Source organism: Lentzea xerophila (assembly GCF_051094245.1).
GTDB classification, from domain to species: domain Bacteria; phylum Actinomycetota; class Actinomycetes; order Mycobacteriales; family Pseudonocardiaceae; genus Lentzea; species Lentzea xerophila.
Genome location: NZ_CP194934.1, coordinates 2,588,512 through 2,604,248, shown reverse-complemented (window position 1 = coordinate 2,604,248; position 15,737 = coordinate 2,588,512). Strand labels below are relative to the sequence as shown.

Genomic DNA, 15,737 nt, shown 5'->3' with positions numbered 1-15,737 from the left:
GAAACTCGGGCGTCAAGCAACTGGCCTGGGTTCGACGATTTCGACGAAGACCGCGTCGATTTCCCGGCTCGTCCGGCGACGCGCGGCGCGCCGGACCGGCACTACGATGATCGCCACGATCCAGGAAGAGGGGACGGGCATGATCACGATCAAGGAGGTCGCCCGTCATGCCGGCGTGTCGATCAGCACCGTGTCCTACGTGCTGAGCGGGAAGCGCAGCATCTCGGAGGAGACCAAGCGCCGCGTCGAACAGAGCATCGCGGCCCTCGGGTACCACCCGAACGCCGGTGCGCGCGCTCTCGCGTCGAACACCTCGCACGTGCTCGGGCTGGTCGTGCCGTTGCGGTCCGGCCAGAACCTGCCCGTGGTCATGCGGTTCGTCTCGTCGATCGTGACCTCGGCCCGCGACCACGACTACGACGTGCTGCTGCTGACCAAGGAAGCCGGCCCCGGCGAAGCCCACCGGGTCACCGCGCGGTCGATGGCGGACGCGATCATCGTGATGGACGTGGAGAGCGCGGACCCGCGCGTGCCCGAGCTGCGCGCCATCGACGCGCCGGTGGTCCTGCTCGGGGTGCCCGACGAGCACGAGGGCCTGAGCTGCGTCGACCTCGACTTCACCGCCGCGGGCAGCCGGATGGTGGCGCACCTCGCCGAGCGCGGGCACCGGTCGATCGCCCTGATCGGCTCTCCTCCCACCGTGTACGAACGCGGCACCAGCTACGCCGCACGGCTGCTGGCCGGGTTCCAGCACGAGACCACGAAGAGGAACCTGCCGGCGTCGGTGCACTCGTGCGCTCCCGGCTACGACTCGGTCGCCGCCTGCCTCGACGTCGTGCTGCACCCCGGCCGCGGCATCACCGGCCTGGTCGTGCACAACGAGGCGGTGCTCGGCCAGCTGCTGCTCGAACTGCGCCGCCGCTCACTCGACGTACCGGCCGACCTGTCGGTGATCACGCTGTGCCCCGACGACGTCGCGGAGAGCCTGCCCGTGCCGCTCACCTCGATCTCCGTGCCCGCGCAGGAGCTGGGCGCCATCGCCGTGGACATGGTGATGGCGCGGCTCGGCCAGGACCGCGCGCCGGAGGTACGACTGCTTCAGCCCCGGCTCACCGACCGCGGCAGCACGTCCGTTCGCTGAACCGACTCCTTCCGGCCGTCCGGCGGGAGCCTGACCGGTTCAACCTGGCAGACCGTGGTAGGTGAAGCTGCCGAAGTCGGCCCACGACGTGCTCGGCACACCTTCGCTGCTCGCGTACAGTCCGATGTGGACTCCGGTGAACCCGCCCGCCGCCTGCGTGCTGAGCATCCGGCCGTCGAACGGCTCACCCAGCGGCCGCCACTCCCCGGCACCCGCGGCGACCAGCGCCCTGTGCTCCTGGCCCGCCGCCTCGAAGCACAGGCGCGCCACGCCGTCCGGCAGGCGCGTCCGCGCGAGCTCCTCGTCGCGTCCGGCGGTACGGCGCACGAGGGTGACCTCGCGGCCGGCGCCGAGCAGGAGCCGGACGTGGTGGTCGTTGTTCTGCAGCAGCACCAGCCCGGCGGCCTCGGTCGGTCCCGCCGGCTCGAACTCGAGCTCGCAGGAGACGTGGAAGCTCTGGTGCCGCTGCGGCCGCACGACCGCGCTCGGGGTGACCAGCTCTGTGATCGACTCCGGGCGCACCGCGAGCCGGAGGTGTCCCGGCCGGTCGGTGAGTGACCAGAACACCTCGTCCGGCGTGCGCAGGAACAGCCATGCGGGATCCAGCACGGGCGCGTCGAAGTCGTCGGTCCGCGCGGCCTCCGGCCACGGATGGGCGAGCAGGTCGGGAACGTCGTAGCGGGCCTCGACGCGACCGGTGCCCGGGCTGAACACCGGGCCACCCGCTTCCCACGACACCGGCACGAGGAACGTCTCGCGGCCGAGGTTGTAGTAGTAGCCGCCGTACGGCCGGGTCGCGAGCAGCACCGCGAACCACTGTCCGTGCTGCGTGCTCACGAGGTCCGCGTGCCCGGCCGCCGCGATCGGATGACTGCGGCCCAGGTGCCGGTGGGTCAGCACCGGGTTGAGCGGTGAACCGCGGTACGGGCCGGTGACCTCGTCCGCCGTCGCCACGACCACCGAGTGCTCGAAGTCCGTGCCGCCCTCCGCGCACAACAGCACGTAGCGTCCGTCCATTTTGTACAGATGCGGTGCTTCGAGCCACACGGAGCCGGGCGACGTGCCGGTCCACAGCACGTGCTCGTCGCCGACCAGCTCCAGCCGCACCGGGTCGAACTCGCGCAGCCACACCTCGGTCTGGCCGGGCGTGCCGCCGGGAGCGTCGCGGGTCGCCGTCCACCACGCGCGGCCGGTGTCGTCGAAGAACAGCGACGGGTCGAACCCGTCCGCCTCCGGCAGCCACCGCGGCTCCGACCACCCACCGGCCGGATCCGTGGTGGTCACCACGAAGTTGCCACTCCGCTCGGTGCCGTCGACCAGCGTGCACACGACGTAGAACACGCCGTCGTGGTGACGGATCGTCGGTGCGTACAGGCCGCCGGACGCGCGCACGCCCCGCAGCGGCAGCTGGGACGGCCGGTCCAGCACGTGACCGAGCAACCGCCAGTGCACGAGATCCCTGCTGTGGTGGATCGGCAGGCCGGGGAAGTACTCGAAGGTCGAGGTGACGAGGTAGTAGTCCGATCCCGCCCGGCACACCGACGGATCGGGATGCGAGCCGGGCAGGACCGGATTGTCGAACTGTGCCAAGGAGAACTCCGCTACGGGTTGATCCGGGTGTACGCGGGCTTCGGCCGCAGGTTCTCGTCGAACAGGCAGGCCGCGCCCTCACCGGGGAACACGTCGGGCACCCACGAGTGCCGGTCGGTGAAGCCCCACGTGGTGAACTCGACGCACCGCTTCACCGCGTGGCAGGCGTCCCACACCTGGTCGAAGTAGCTCGCCTGCGTGTCCAGCTTCTCCGGGGTGACGGGCAGCGGGATCCGCACGTCCGCCTCGGTGATCGCGACGTCCAGGCCGAGCGCGGCGAACCTCGCGATGTTCTCGCGGACGCCAGAGGGGAACCCGTACTGGATCGACAGGTGCGCCTGGATCCCGACGCCGTGGATCGGCACGCCCTGCCGCTTCAGCGAGCGCACCAGGTCGTAGAGGGCATCGCTCTTGGGGTTGATGCCCTCGACGTTGTAGTCGTTGATGTAGAGCCTGGCCTTCGGGTCGGCCGCGTGGGCCCAGCGCAGGGCGTCGGCGATGTAACGGTCACCGAGCTTGTCCTGGAACACCGTCTGCCGGCGCGTGCCGTCCTCGTTGAACGCCTCGTTGACGACGTCCCACGCCCGGATCTTCCCGCGGTAGCGGCCCGCCTCCGTGGCGATGTGCTGTCTGACCACTCCGCGCAGCTCCGTCGCGTCGAGGTCGTCGACCCAGTCGGGCAACTGGCTGTGCCAGACGAGGGTGTGTCCCCGTACCGACTTGCCGGTCTTGCGGGCGTACTCGACGATCGCGTCGGCGCCGGACCAGTCGTACTGGCCGCGGACGGCCTCGACGACGCCCCACTTCATCTCGTTCTCGGGCGTGACGCTGTCGAACTCCCGCGTCAGCACTTTCCGGTAGTCGGCTTCGCTTTCGAGGTGCTGGACGGCCACCGCACTGCCCACGTACCTCTTGGTGATGCTCTTCAGAGGTCCGGTGGCCGACGCGGGCACCGCCTGCGTCAGCACCAGCAGTGCCGCGATGCCGACAGCCAATCGGGTTCGCATGATCCACTCCCTTGTGAGTCAACCCTTCACTGAACCGGTGAGTCCCCCGACCATGCGGCGTTCGGCGAGCACGAAGAACGTGAGCGCGGGGATCATGGACAACGCGGTGAAGGCGAGCACCTTCGCGGTGTCCTGGGTGTGTTCGGACTGGAACATCGCCACGCCGAGCGGAAGCGTGAAGTTCGTGGAGTCGTTGAACACCAGCAACGGCAGCAAGTAGAAGTTCCAGCTGCTGACGAACGCGAGCACCGACACGGTGATCAGCGCCGGCCGCGAGAGCGGCAGCAGGATCCGCCAGAAGAAGCCGAGCTTGGCCGCGCCGTCGAGCAGCGCGGCGTCCTCCAGCTCGCCGGGAATCGCGTGCATGAACGGCCGCAGGATCACGATCGTGACCGGCAGCGAGAACGCCGCCTCGGGGATCGCGACGCCGAGCGGGTTCTCCAGCATCCCCAGCTGGCGCAGCCACAGGTACAGCGGCAGCGTCGCCACGCCCAGCGGGAACAGCAGGCCGAGCGTGAACAACGTGTAGAACGCCTCGCGGCCCTTGAACGCGTAGCGGGACAACGCGAACGCCGCCATCGACCCGAGCACGACCGCCAGCGTCGTCGCGATCACCGCGATCAGCGCGCTGTTGCCGAGCAGGCGCCAGAACTGCGGGGAGGTCGCGATCTCGGCGTAGTTGTCCCACACGAACGGACCGGGCAACCCGGCAGGCGACGCGTTGATCTGCGCCGTGGTCCGGAACCCGCCCAGCACCACGAACAGCAGCGGCACCACCGTCATGCCGACGACGGCGAACGCGGCGAGGTAGCCGACAGTGTTGCGACGTGCCATGTCAGCGCACCCCCGTCAAAGCGCCCTCGGTGTCGCGGCGCAGGGCGAACCGCTGGTACAGCAACGCGAACAGGAAGCAGACGATGAAGAGGATCACCGCGACCGCGCTGCCGAACCCGAACTCGTACCGCTTGAAGCCGTGGTCGACCAGGTAGGTCGCCATGGTCGTGGACGCGTTGGCGGGACCGCCGAGCGTCATGATCCAGACCAGGTCGAACAGCTGGAGCGACCCGATCACGGACAGGAAGACCCACACCCTGATCGTCGGTCCCAGCAACGGGAGCACGACGTGCCGGGTGATCTGCCAGGCGCTCGCGCCGTCCAGCGCGGCGGCCTCCCGCAGCTCGGCAGGAACGCCCTGCAGGCCGGCCAGCAGCAGGATCACGCCGAACCCGATGTACTTCCAGGTGATCACGACGAACAGCGTGTAGAGCACGATCGCCGGGTCGGCGAGCCAGAGCCGCACGAACCCGCCGAGGCCGACGCCGCGCAGGATCTCGTCGACGAACCCGCCCGGCTGCAACATGAGCAGCCAGATGACCGCGGTCACGGCCTCCGACAGCACGTACGGCGCGAAGACGACCATCCGCAGAATGGTCCGGCCGCGCAGCTTCCGGTTGAGCAGCAGCGCCAGGCCGATGCTGAGCGGCAGCTGCACGATGATCGAGAGCACGGCGATGATCAGGTTGTGCCCGATGGCGCCCTGGAAGACGTCACCGGAGAAGGCTTCGACGTAGTTCCGCAGCCCGACGAAGTCGGTGAGCGGGCCGAAGCCGTTCCACGAGTAGAGGCTGTAGAACCCGGCGACGCCGATCGGCACCAGCACGAACCCGGCGAACAGCAGCAGAGCCGGGGTCAGCAGGAACGCGAGCTCGAGGCGGGTGCGGAGTCTGGACCGCCGCCGGGTGCCCCCGGCCGCTGGCGCGTGCGGCACGGGGGCGGTCGGCGGCCGCGTGGTGATCGCGGCACTCATCATTTGTTCCCGGCAGCCGCTTTGCTCACGGACTGCACGATGGTGTCGGGCCCGCCCTGTCCCGCGAAGAAGTTCGCGATGGCGTCGTTGAGCGCCTGACCGACGTTGGTCGGGAACGCGGTGTCGAAGTAGAACTGCAGGTGCGATGCCTTGTTCATGGCCTCGGCGATCGTCTTGTGCGGCTCGCTCTTCAGCGCGGCCACGCCGGCGGGGGTCACCGGCAGACCGGAGTTGGTCTCGGCGAGGATCTTCTGCACGTCGTCGCCGACCAGGTGGCCCAGGAACTCCGAGCACGCCTGGGCCGCGCGGGTGGTGCAGGAGAAACCGTCACCGCCGCCGAGCAGCACGCTCGGGTCGCCCTGTCCGCCCGGCACGGTCGGGAACGGGAACCAGCCGATCTTCGAGCCGATGTCCTTGTCCTCGGTGAGCGCCTGCATCACGTCGGGGTTCCAGTCGCCCTGCAGCTCCATGGCCGCCTTGCCGTTGGCCACCAGTCCGGCCGAGCTGCCCGCCCCCTGCTGGGCGGGCGTTCCGACGAACCCGTCCTGGAACGGTTTCGTGTCCAGGAAGGTCTTGAGGTTCTCGCCCGCCTTCAGGAAGCACGGGTCAGCGAGCTCGGTCTTCTCGACAGCCTGCTTCAGCGCGTCGACCGAGCACTGGCGCACCGCGAAGTAGGCCCAGTAGAACGCGTCGGGCCAGCGGTCCTTGCCGCCGATCGCGATCGGTGTCATGCCCGCTGTCTTCAGCTTCGCGACGGCCGCGTTGAGCTCGTCCAAAGTGGTCGGTGGCGTGGTGATGCCGGCGGTGGCGAACAGGTCCTTGCGGTACCAGAAACCGACCGCGTGCATCAGGTACGGCGCGCCGTACTGCTTGCCGCCGGCCTTCCAGCCGTCGGCGTACTTGCCGAGCGGGCCGATCCAGCCCGACGACGACTGCGTGATGTCGGCGATCTTGCCGGACTTGATCTGGTCGGCGAGAGCACCGCCGCCCCACTGCTGGAAGAGGTCCGGCGGGGTGTTGCCCTGCAGTGCGAGCGGCACCTTGGTCTGGAACTGCTCGTTCTGCAACGGCTCGATCGTGAACGAGGTGTTCGGGTGGGTCTTGTGGAAGTCGTCGGCGATCTGCTGCCACTTCGACTTCATGGGCTCAGTGGTCCGGTTGTGCCACCAGGTGAGCGTGACGGGTCCTTCGGTGGAGGCGTCGCCGCCTCCACTGCACCCGGCCAGCACGAACGCCGCGGCGGCGAAGAGGGCAAGGGGCTTCTTGGAACGCATTGGGGGTCCACTCCTGACGACGTCGGCCGAGTTGGACTGCCTGTGTTGGGGCCAGAGACTCTCGCGTGAACCGGTGTCGTGTCAATCGTTGTCGATAACGTTTTACACGGCTAGCCTGACCGGGTGCCTCCACGCTCTCGTGTCACCATCCGCGACGTCGCCGCTCAAGCCGGCGTCTCGGTAGCCACCGTGTCCAAGGTCCTCAACCAGCGCTACGGCGTCTCCGCCGACACGTTCGCGCGGGTCACGGCTGTGATCAAGGAACTGGGGTACGAGGCGAGCCTCGTCGCGCAGAGCCTGCGCAACCACCGTACGAACGTCATCGGGATCCTCGTCGCCGACATCGAGCCCTTCAGCACCGAACTGCTCAAAGGCGCGGCGGATGCCATCCGTGGCACCGGTTTCGAGCTGGTCGTGTACTCGGCGGGAGGCCGCACCAGTGATCCGCACGGCTGGGAACACCGGTACCTCACGCGGCTGAGCGGCACCCTCGTCGACGGCGCCGTGCTGGTCACGCCGGCCGTCGACCTCGAAGGCATCCCCGGTACGCCCGTCGTCGCCGTCGACCCGCACACCGGGCGCGCGGCGCTGCCCACCGTCGACTCCGACAACCTGCACGGCGGACGGCTCGCGACCGAACACCTGCTCGAGCTCGGCCACCGCAGGATCGCGCTGCTCACCGGCCGCGAGGACCTGAAGTCCGCCCAGCAACGCGAAACCGGCTTCCGCGGAGCACTCGCCGCCGCGGGGCTGGTGGTGGACGAGAACCTCGTCCGCCGGGGTGACTACGACGCCGACGTGGCCGCCGCGTCCACCCGCGAGCTGCTGACCGGTCCCGACCGGCCCACCGCGATCTTCGCCGCCAACGACATCACCGCCATCGCGGCCATCCAGGCCGCCCGCGAGCTGGGTCTGCGGGTGCCGGAAGACCTGTCGGTGGTCGGTTTCGACAACATCCCCGAGTCCGCGCTGTGCACCCCGCCGCTCACCACCGTGGAGCAACCGATCCGCGAGATGGGCCACCGCGCCGTCGAGTTGCTGGTGCGGCTCATCAACGGCGCCGAACCCGCCGACACGCACATCACCCTGGGCACCGAGCTGGTCATCCGGCAGTCGACCCGTCCCCTGACCCCGTGAGGTTGTTCTCGTGACGATAGAAGCCACCACGCCGGACGAGGTCTGGCGCAATCCGCACGCCCCCGTGGCCGACCGTGTGCGCGACCTCGTCGCGCGGATGACGCCGCAGGAGAAGATCGCGCAGCTGCAGGGCATCTGGGCCGGCATCGACGCCGCCGGCGAGATGGCACCGCACCAGCACGAGTTCGCCGTGGCACCACAGGACTTCGACGAGCTGACCCGGTACGGCATCGGCCAGCTCACCAGGGTCTTCGGCACTCGTCCCATCGCACCGGAGGTCGGCGCGCACACGCTCGCCCGCACCCAGCGGCAGATCATCGAGGCGAGCCGCTTCGGGATTCCCGCGATGGCGCACGAGGAGTGCCTGACCGGATTGGCCGCGTGGCAGGCGACCGTGTACCCGTCGCCGCTGTGCTGGGGCGCGACCTTCGAACCGGACCTGGTGCGGCGCATGGCCGCCAAGTTCGGCGACTCGATGCGCCGCCTCGGGATCCACCAGGGTCTCGCCCCCGTCCTCGACGTCACGCGCGACCTGCGGTGGGGCCGGGTCGAGGAGACCATCGGCGAGGACCCGCACCTCGTGGGCACCATCGGTGCCGCCTACGTCGAGGGCCTGGAGTCGGCGGGCGTCGTGGCGACGCTGAAGCACTTCGCCGGTTACTCGGCCTCGCGTGCCGGACGCAACCTCGCGCCGGTGTCGATCGGGCCGCGCGAGCTGGCCGACGTGCTCCTGCCGCCGTTCGAGATGGCACTGCGCGCGGGTGCCCGGTCGGTGATGAACTCCTACTCCGACAACGATGGCGTGCCCGTCGCCGCGGACGCGAGCATGCTCACCGAGTTACTGCGCGACGAGTACGGCTTCACGGGCACCGTGGTCGCCGACTACTTCTCGGTGGCGTTCCTGCACAAGCTGCACGGCGTCGCCGCCGATCGCGAGGACGCGGCCGCGCAGGCGCTGACGGCCGGGATCGACGTCGAACTGCCCACGGTGGACTGCTTCGGCGAGCCCCTGCTCGAAGGCCTCCAGTCCGGCCGGGTCGACCCGGCCGTGGTCGACCGCGCCCTGATCCGGGTGCTGACGCAGAAGATCGAGCTCGGGCTGCTCGACCCGGACTACTCCCCCGCCCCCTCGGCGGACCTCGACCTCGACGACGACGAGTCCCGCGCCCTCGCGCGGGAGGTCGCCGAGCGCTCGATCGTGTTGCTGCACAACGACGGCGTCCTGCCGCTGGCAGGCAAGCGCCTGGCGGTCGTGGGTCCGCGCGCGGACGAACCCGGCGCGATGATGGGCTGCTACTCGTTCCCCCTGCACGTCGGCGTCCACCACCCGGACGCGGAGATGGGCATCGAGGTCGCCACCGTGCTGGAGGCGCTGCGCGCGGACCACGACGTGGTGTTCGCGCGGGGATGTCCCGTCGTCGGCGGGACCGACGACGAGATCGCCGAGGCCGTCGAGGCCGCGCGTCAGGCGGACGTCTGCGTGGCGGTGCTCGGCGACCAGGCCGGACTGTTCGGCAAGGGCACGTCCGGCGAGGGCTGCGACGTCGCGGACCTCCGGCTCCCCGGCCGCCAGGAGGAACTGCTGGAGGCACTGCTCGGCACCGGCATGCCGGTGGTGCTCGTGCTGCTGTCCGGCCGGCCCTACGACCTCACCCGGCAGATCGACCGGCTCGCCGCCGTCGTGTGCGGCTTCTACCCCGGCGAGGAGGGCGCGTCCGCGCTCGCGGGTGTCCTCAGTGGACGGGTCAACCCGTCCGGCAGGCTCCCCGTCGGCTTCCCCGGCACCGGCTCCACCCAGCCGTCCACCTACCTGAGCGCGCAGCTCGGCACCCGCAGCGAGGTCAGCACCGTCGACCCGACGCCGCTGTTCCCGTTCGGCCACGGCCTTTCCTACGCCCCCGCCACGTGGGTGACGGCAGGCTGCGAGGAACGCGAATGGCCGACGGACGGCGTCAGCCGGGTGCACGCGGTCGTGCGCAACGACACCGACATCGCGACCGCCGAGGTCGTCCAGATCTACCTGCACGACCCGGTGGCCGAGGTGGCGCGGCCCGTCCGGCAGCTGATCGGCGCGGTGAAGGTGGACCTCGCTCCCGGCGAGACCCGCACCGTCACCGCCGAGCTGCACGCGGACCTCACCTCCTACACCGGACGTGCCGGCACTCGGCAGGTAGACCCCGGTGACGTCGAGCTGCACGTCGGCACTTCCAGTGCGAACATCCACACCAGGTTGCGGCTCACCATGACCGGGGCCCGGCGCGAGGTCGGCTTCGACCGTGTCCTGGCGCCGGTGTTCGACACCCGCTGACCTTCGCCGGCGGGGGGACCCGCGGTGACCGGACGGGCAGGTCCGGTCACCGCCGGGCCGCCCGCGCCGCTCGTCCCGGCGTCGCGCGGGCTTCGACCGCCGTCCGGCACCGGCATCCGCAGCCCCACCCGGCTCGACCACGCTCCGGCACCCACCCGGCTGACCGCCCTCCGGCACCGGCGTTCGCCAGCCCCCACGACCGCACCGGTCCTCGCCCACCCCTGCGAGGACCGGTGCCTCCACGTCGGACGTCGGACACAGCCACCGGCCTCCCACACCCACGCCCGGCGACCGGTAACGTCCAATGCGGACAAACCGGGCCGTCGGAGGGGTGCTCTGTGCTGGAGATCAGCGGACTGACGTGGGCGGTCACGATCGGCGTGATCGTGCTGCTGCTGGCGTTCGACCTCGTGCTGGCGGCGTGGCGGCCCCACCGGATCGGCTTCCGTGAAGCGAGTCTGTGGTCGGTGTTCTACATCGCCGTCGCCATCGGGTTCGGCGTGTGGTTCGCCGGCGCGCACGGCGGTGGGTTCGGCGCGGAGTACTTCGCCGGGTACATCGTCGAGAAGAGCCTGTCGGTCGACAACCTGTTCGTCTTCGTGATCATCATGACCACGTTCCTGGTGCCGGAGGAGCACCAGCACAAGGTGCTGACGTTCGGCATCGTGCTGGCCCTGATCATGCGCGGCATCTTCATCGCCGTCGGCGCGACGCTGCTGTCGTTGTTCTCGTTCATGTTCCTGCTGTTCGGCCTGCTGCTGATCTTCACGGCCGTGCAGCTGTTCCGGCACCGCGACGAGGATCCCGACGTCGAGAACAACGTGGTGGTGAAGACCGCGCGCAGACTGCTGCCGGTCACGGACGACTACGTCGGCGGCAGGATCTTCACCCGCGTGGACGGCAAGCGGCTCGCCACTCCCCTGTTCGTCGTGCTGGTCGCCATCGGTGGTGTCGACCTGCTGTTCGCGCTCGACTCGATTCCCGCGGTCTTCGGCGTGACCGAGGAGCCCTACATCGTCTTCACCGCCAACGCGTTCGCGCTGCTCGGCCTGCGCGCGTTGTTCTTCTTGGTCAAGGGTCTGCTCGACCGGCTCGTGTACCTGTCGGCCGGGCTCGCGGTCATCCTCGCGTTCATCGGCGTCAAGCTGATCCTGCACTGGGCGCACGTCGACATCTCCCCGAGCGTGCCCGAGGTGCCGACGCCGCTCAGCCTCGGCGTGATCATCGCCATCCTGGTGGTCGTCACGGTCGCGAGCCTGATCAAGACGCGCAACGACCCGTCGGCCAAGGCCCACCCCGGATCGCTGCGGGGCCACCGCGAACGCGAAGCGGACTGACGCGGAGCTGGCGGGCGTCAGGCCGAGGCCGGAAGGTACGCGCCGCGCGGGCGGCGGGGAAGCGGGGCGACGAGAGTCGGCGGGGCGACCGCCGGCAACGCCCTGGCGCACTCCAGCGCGGTCGGGCGGCGAGCGGCGGACTGCGAGGTCATCGACATCAGCAGCCGCTTGAGGTCGAACGGCAGGTCGTCCGGCACCTGGGGCCGCCACTGCCGGCGCCCGGTCAGGCATTCCAGCAGCACCAGCCCGAGCGCGTACACGTCCACCGCCGTGGCGACCTGCCCGCCAGGCGCCCGCGACGGTGCCAGGCGCGCGGGGCCGAGGTCGGCCAGGCGCGGAGCGTCGTCGTCGCCGAGCAGGACGGTGGAGGGAGTGACCCCGCGATGGACGAACCCGTACGCGTGCACGTGGGCCAGCGCGTCGGCGAGCGCGGCACCCAGCCGGCGCACCTCGCTCGCGCCCATCGGCCCGGCCGCGACACGGTCGTCCAGCGTGGGGCCCTCGAGCCGCTCCAGCACCGCGTACGGGATGTCCGCGGCCGGGTCGGCGTCGAAGACCGTCACGAGTCCGGGATGGGACAACCGGGCGAGCGCGCGGATCTCGTCGTCGATCCGGCGCGCGTCCACCGGGTCACGGCCCGGCCGGAAGAACTTGATCGCGACGTCACGTGCCAGCAGGGTGTCCCTGCCGCGGCGCACCTCCGCCGTGCCGCACGTGCCCAGCAGGTCACCCACCTGGTAACGGCTGGCGAGAAGAGGTGTGTCCGGCATGGTTCAGGATGCCCGCCCGGCGGGTGATCCAATCATGACGGATCGGGATCGGTGACAGCCGTCGCCGGTCCCCGGCGACACCGAAATGTCCTTCGCACGAACAGCTCTCCCCAACGCGACCTGGATTCGCGCCACGATCAATGGCCCCTCGCACCTCTGAACACCTCATCGCTAATGTCGTCTCGCGGCCGCATTCAACCCTTCCACGAGAACGAGGTGAAATATCGTGCGTGCGATTTCTGCGCTCGTGTTGACCGCGGCGGCGACAATGGTGACCGCATTGCCGGCGTCGGCAGCACAGATCGACGCCTCCGTCGCCCTGCAACCGCAGGCGCGGCTCGAGGCGCGTGGCGCCGCCGTCACCGTGCCGACCCGGGTGATGTGCCAGAACGGCGCGACCGGGTCGTTGTGGGTGCAGGTCACCCAGAACGTGCGCGGTGAGCTCGCGGTCGGTGACAAGTACACGGCGAGCATTCCGTGCACCGGCGAGTTCCACAAGGTCGACGTGACCGTGGTGTCGCGCACGAAAGCGTTCAGGCAAGGCGTCGCATTCACTTCCGCCGTGCTGAACGCCTATCTTCCGCCGGACGGTTCGAGCACCGTCGAGGAAGACCGCGAAATGACGCTCGTCAGGTAGTCCGCCTCAGCGAGGTGGATGCTCGGACCACGAGTTCCGGCTGGAATTTCACGTGCCGGTGCTCGTGGTCCGGATCGTTCTCCGACAGCAGCAGCTGGGCCGCGGTCCGGCCCAGCTGCTCGCGCGGCTGGCGGACCGACGTCAGCGGAACGGCGGCGGCCGCGGCGAACTCGATGTCGTCGTAGCCCACTACGGCGAGGTCGTCCGGGACGCGCAGGCCCTGCTGCGTCATCGACTGGAGCAGCCCGAGCGCGAGAAGGTCGTTGGCGCAGAACGCCGCCGTGGGACGACGTGAGGCGGGCAGGCCGACCAGCCGCTCCCCCGCGCCGCGGCCTTCCGCCACCCGCAGGCCCCTGGTTTCGAGGACGGTCAGCGACTCCGGGGGCAGCCCCGCGTTCGCCAGCGCGCGCAACGCTCCCTCGCGACGGTCCCGCACCTGCTGGATCGACATCGGGCCACCGACCATGGCGATGCGGGTGTGGCCGTTCTCGATCAGGTGCGTCACCGCGAGCTCACCGCCGAGCACGTCGTCCACGGCCACCGAGCAACGCGACCCCTCCGTCGCCTCGCGGTCGACGAGGACCACCGGCGTGCCGCGGTCGGTGAGCTGCGCGCTCTCGGCGTCGACCGGGGTGATCAGGATGCCCTCGACGCGTTGTTCGTGCAGCAGCTCCAGGTACTCGCGCTCGCGACCGCCGTCGGAGGCGCTGTTGCACAGGAACAGCGCGAAACCCGCTTCCCGCGCCGCGTCCTCCACACCACGCGCCACGTCGGTGAAGAACGGGTTCGACGCGTCGAGCACGACGTAGGCGAGCACCCGGCTGCGCCCGGCCCGCAGCTGGCGCGCGGACTCGTTGCGCACGAACCCGAGCTCTTCGATGGCGGCCAGCACGCGTTGCCGGGTGGCGGGCGCGACGACGTCCGGCCGGTTCAGCACGTTCGAGACGGTCGCGTTGGACACGCCGGCGTGCTGCGCGACGTCGCGGATGCCCACAGACGGCTTCACGGGCGGCTCCTTTGTTGAAACGTGACAACGAATCGTACCTCTCGCGTCTTGACATGCCGTCCCGGCGCACCCAGAGTTCTCGTAACGCGACCGTTAAAACGTTTCAACATCGAGGAGACGGAAACGTGGACCGACCTCCCGTGGTGGCACTGGGCGAGGTGAGCAAGTCCTTCGGCGCCGTCCGCGCGCTGTCCGGGGTGTCGCTGCGGCTGCTGCCCGGCGAGGCCCACGCGTTGCTCGGGGAGAACGGCGCCGGCAAGTCGACGCTGATCAAGACGCTGGCCGGGGTGCACCGCCCGGACGCGGGTCAGGCGCTGGTCGAGGACACTCCGGTGAAGTTCTCCGGCCCCGCCGACGCGCTCGCGGCGGGCATCGCGATCATCTACCAGGAGCCGACGCTCTTCGGTGACCTCTCGGTGGCCGAGAACGTCTTCATGGGACGCCAGCCGCTCGGGTTCGGCCGCCGCATCGACGTCTCCAAGATGCACGCCCGCACGTCGGAGTTGTTCTCCCGCCTGGGAGTCCGGCTCGACCCGGCCCGACCGGCACGTGGTCTGTCCATCGCGGACCAGCAGCTCGTCGAGATCGCCAAGGCGTTGTCGTTCGACGCCCGCGTGATCGTGATGGACGAACCGACCGCCGCCCTGTCCGCCCACGAGGTCCGACGGCTTTTCGGTGTCGTGCGGGCGTTGCGTGAGCAGGACGCCGCGGTGCTGTTCGTGTCGCACCGGCTCGACGAGGTGTTCGAGCTCTGCCAGCGCGCCACGGTGCTGCGTGACGGCGAGTTCGTCTGGTCCGGTGAACTGGGCGGCGAGACGCCGGACTCGTTGGTGCGCCGGATGGTCGGCCGCGAGCTCTCGCAGCTCTTCCCCAAGCAGGACACGGCCACCGGCGAGGTTCTGCTGTCGGTGCGACGACTCACGCGCGAGGGCGTGTTCACCGACGTCTCGTTCGACGTCCGCGCGGGTGAGATCGTCGCGCTGTCAGGCCTCGTCGGCGCGGGGCGCAGCGAGGTCGCGCGGGCGGTGTTCGGCATCGACCGCCCCGACGGCGGTTCCGTCCACGTCCGGGGCAGGAAGCTGAAGTACGGCTCCCCCACCGCCGCGATGGCCGCGGGCATCGGGTTCGTGCCGGAGGACCGCCGGCAGCAGGGACTCGTGATGGACGCGTCCATCGAACGCAACACCGCGCTGGCCTCGCTCGGCCGGCTGTCGAGGTTCGGACTGCTGCGGCGGAGCTCGGAACGCGCGCTGGCGCAGGACTGGGCGGTCCGGCTGCGGCTCAGGTTCTCCCGGCTGAGCGACCCCGTCGGCGTGCTGTCCGGCGGCAACCAGCAGAAGGTCGTGCTCGCGAAGTGGCTGGCGCGCAAGCCTTCCGTGCTGATCGTGGACGAGCCGACGCGGGGCATCGACGTCGGCACGAAGGCCGAGGTGCACCGGTTGCTGTCCGAACTGGCCGGGCAGGGCGTCGCGGTGCTGATGATCTCGTCGGAGCTGCCGGAGGTGCTCGGCATGGCCGACCGCGTGCTCGTGATGCACGAAGGCAGGCTGGTCGAGGAGCTGGACCGGGCCGAGGCGACGGAGGAACGCGTCGCGCTGGCGGCCGCGGGACAGGCGGTGGCGGGATGACGGCACCAGCACGGACCGCGGTCCGGCCGAAGGTGCTGGCAGCACAAATCGCACCCCAGCCCGAGGCGCCACCAACGAACACAGCAACACGAACC

Annotated in this window: 13 protein-coding genes; 6 read left to right on the top strand and 7 right to left on the bottom strand. The window is 70.1% G+C overall.

Going from position 1 to position 15,737, the window contains the following annotated elements:
* Positions 1-139: 139 nt before the first annotated feature.
* A complete protein-coding gene (locus ACRSBM_RS12715; RefSeq protein ID WP_434453063.1) occupies positions 140-1,141 on the top strand; it encodes a LacI family DNA-binding transcriptional regulator in 1,002 nt (333 codons plus the stop codon).
* A 39-nt stretch (positions 1,142-1,180) separates the two neighbouring features.
* Here ACRSBM_RS12715 and ACRSBM_RS12710 read toward each other — a convergent pair whose 3' ends face one another.
* The 5 genes from ACRSBM_RS12710 to ACRSBM_RS12690 are packed head-to-tail and all read right to left on the bottom strand — an operon-like array spanning position 1,181 to position 6,819.
* Entirely contained in the window at positions 1,181-2,731 is a 1,551-nt protein-coding gene (locus ACRSBM_RS12710; RefSeq protein WP_434443176.1) for a glycoside hydrolase family 43 protein, read from the bottom strand.
* Between the two features lie 11 nt (positions 2,732-2,742).
* On the bottom strand, positions 2,743-3,738 hold the full coding sequence (locus ACRSBM_RS12705; RefSeq protein ID WP_434443174.1) for an endo-1,4-beta-xylanase: 996 nt from the start codon (positions 3,736-3,738) through the stop codon (positions 2,743-2,745).
* An 18-nt stretch (positions 3,739-3,756) separates the two neighbouring features.
* Positions 3,757-4,572, bottom strand: coding sequence for a carbohydrate ABC transporter permease (locus ACRSBM_RS12700; protein WP_434443172.1), 816 nt, complete (start codon positions 4,570-4,572; stop codon positions 3,757-3,759).
* Position 4,573: 1 nt separating this feature from the next.
* Positions 4,574-5,545 (bottom strand): carbohydrate ABC transporter permease, encoded by a 972-nt coding sequence (locus tag ACRSBM_RS12695; RefSeq protein ID WP_434443170.1) that lies wholly within the window; start codon positions 5,543-5,545, stop codon positions 4,574-4,576.
* Positions 5,545-6,819, bottom strand: coding sequence for an extracellular solute-binding protein (locus ACRSBM_RS12690; protein WP_434443169.1), 1,275 nt, complete (start codon positions 6,817-6,819; stop codon positions 5,545-5,547). The genes ACRSBM_RS12695 and ACRSBM_RS12690 overlap by 1 nt, the downstream gene beginning before the upstream one ends.
* 123 nt (positions 6,820-6,942) lie before the next feature.
* On the opposite strand from ACRSBM_RS12690, the gene ACRSBM_RS12685 reads away from it, so the two are divergent.
* From ACRSBM_RS12685 to ACRSBM_RS12675, 3 genes are all read left to right on the top strand, one after another.
* Complete coding sequence (locus ACRSBM_RS12685; RefSeq protein WP_434443167.1) at positions 6,943-7,956, top strand: LacI family DNA-binding transcriptional regulator; 1,014 nt, start codon at positions 6,943-6,945, stop codon at positions 7,954-7,956.
* 10 nt (positions 7,957-7,966) lie between these two features.
* Positions 7,967-10,264: a beta-glucosidase gene (locus tag ACRSBM_RS12680; protein WP_434443165.1), complete on the top strand. Its 2,298-nt coding sequence runs from the start codon at positions 7,967-7,969 to the stop codon at positions 10,262-10,264.
* 338 nt (positions 10,265-10,602) lie between these two features.
* Positions 10,603-11,601, top strand: coding sequence for a TerC family protein (locus ACRSBM_RS12675; RefSeq protein ID WP_434443164.1), 999 nt, complete (start codon positions 10,603-10,605; stop codon positions 11,599-11,601).
* Between the two features lie 17 nt (positions 11,602-11,618).
* On the opposite strand, the gene ACRSBM_RS12670 is transcribed toward ACRSBM_RS12675, so the two are convergent.
* Positions 11,619-12,371 (bottom strand): serine/threonine-protein kinase, encoded by a 753-nt coding sequence (locus ACRSBM_RS12670; RefSeq protein WP_434443163.1) that lies wholly within the window; start codon positions 12,369-12,371, stop codon positions 11,619-11,621.
* Positions 12,372-12,597: 226 nt separating this feature from the next.
* Between ACRSBM_RS12670 and ACRSBM_RS12665 the strand changes: the two genes are divergently transcribed.
* On the top strand, positions 12,598-13,008 hold the full coding sequence (locus tag ACRSBM_RS12665; RefSeq protein ID WP_434443161.1) for a hypothetical protein: 411 nt from the start codon (positions 12,598-12,600) through the stop codon (positions 13,006-13,008).
* Here the strand turns inward: ACRSBM_RS12665 and ACRSBM_RS12660 are convergent.
* Entirely contained in the window at positions 13,001-14,014 is a 1,014-nt protein-coding gene (locus ACRSBM_RS12660) for a LacI family DNA-binding transcriptional regulator (RefSeq protein ID WP_434443159.1), read from the bottom strand. The two genes, ACRSBM_RS12665 and ACRSBM_RS12660, sit on opposite strands and share 8 nt — an antisense overlap.
* Before the next feature lie 125 nt (positions 14,015-14,139).
* Here ACRSBM_RS12660 and ACRSBM_RS12655 point away from each other — a divergent pair, with 125 nt between their 5' ends.
* On the top strand, positions 14,140-15,642 hold the full coding sequence (locus ACRSBM_RS12655; RefSeq protein WP_434443157.1) for a sugar ABC transporter ATP-binding protein: 1,503 nt from the start codon (positions 14,140-14,142) through the stop codon (positions 15,640-15,642).
* Positions 15,643-15,737: the final 95 nt, after the last annotated feature.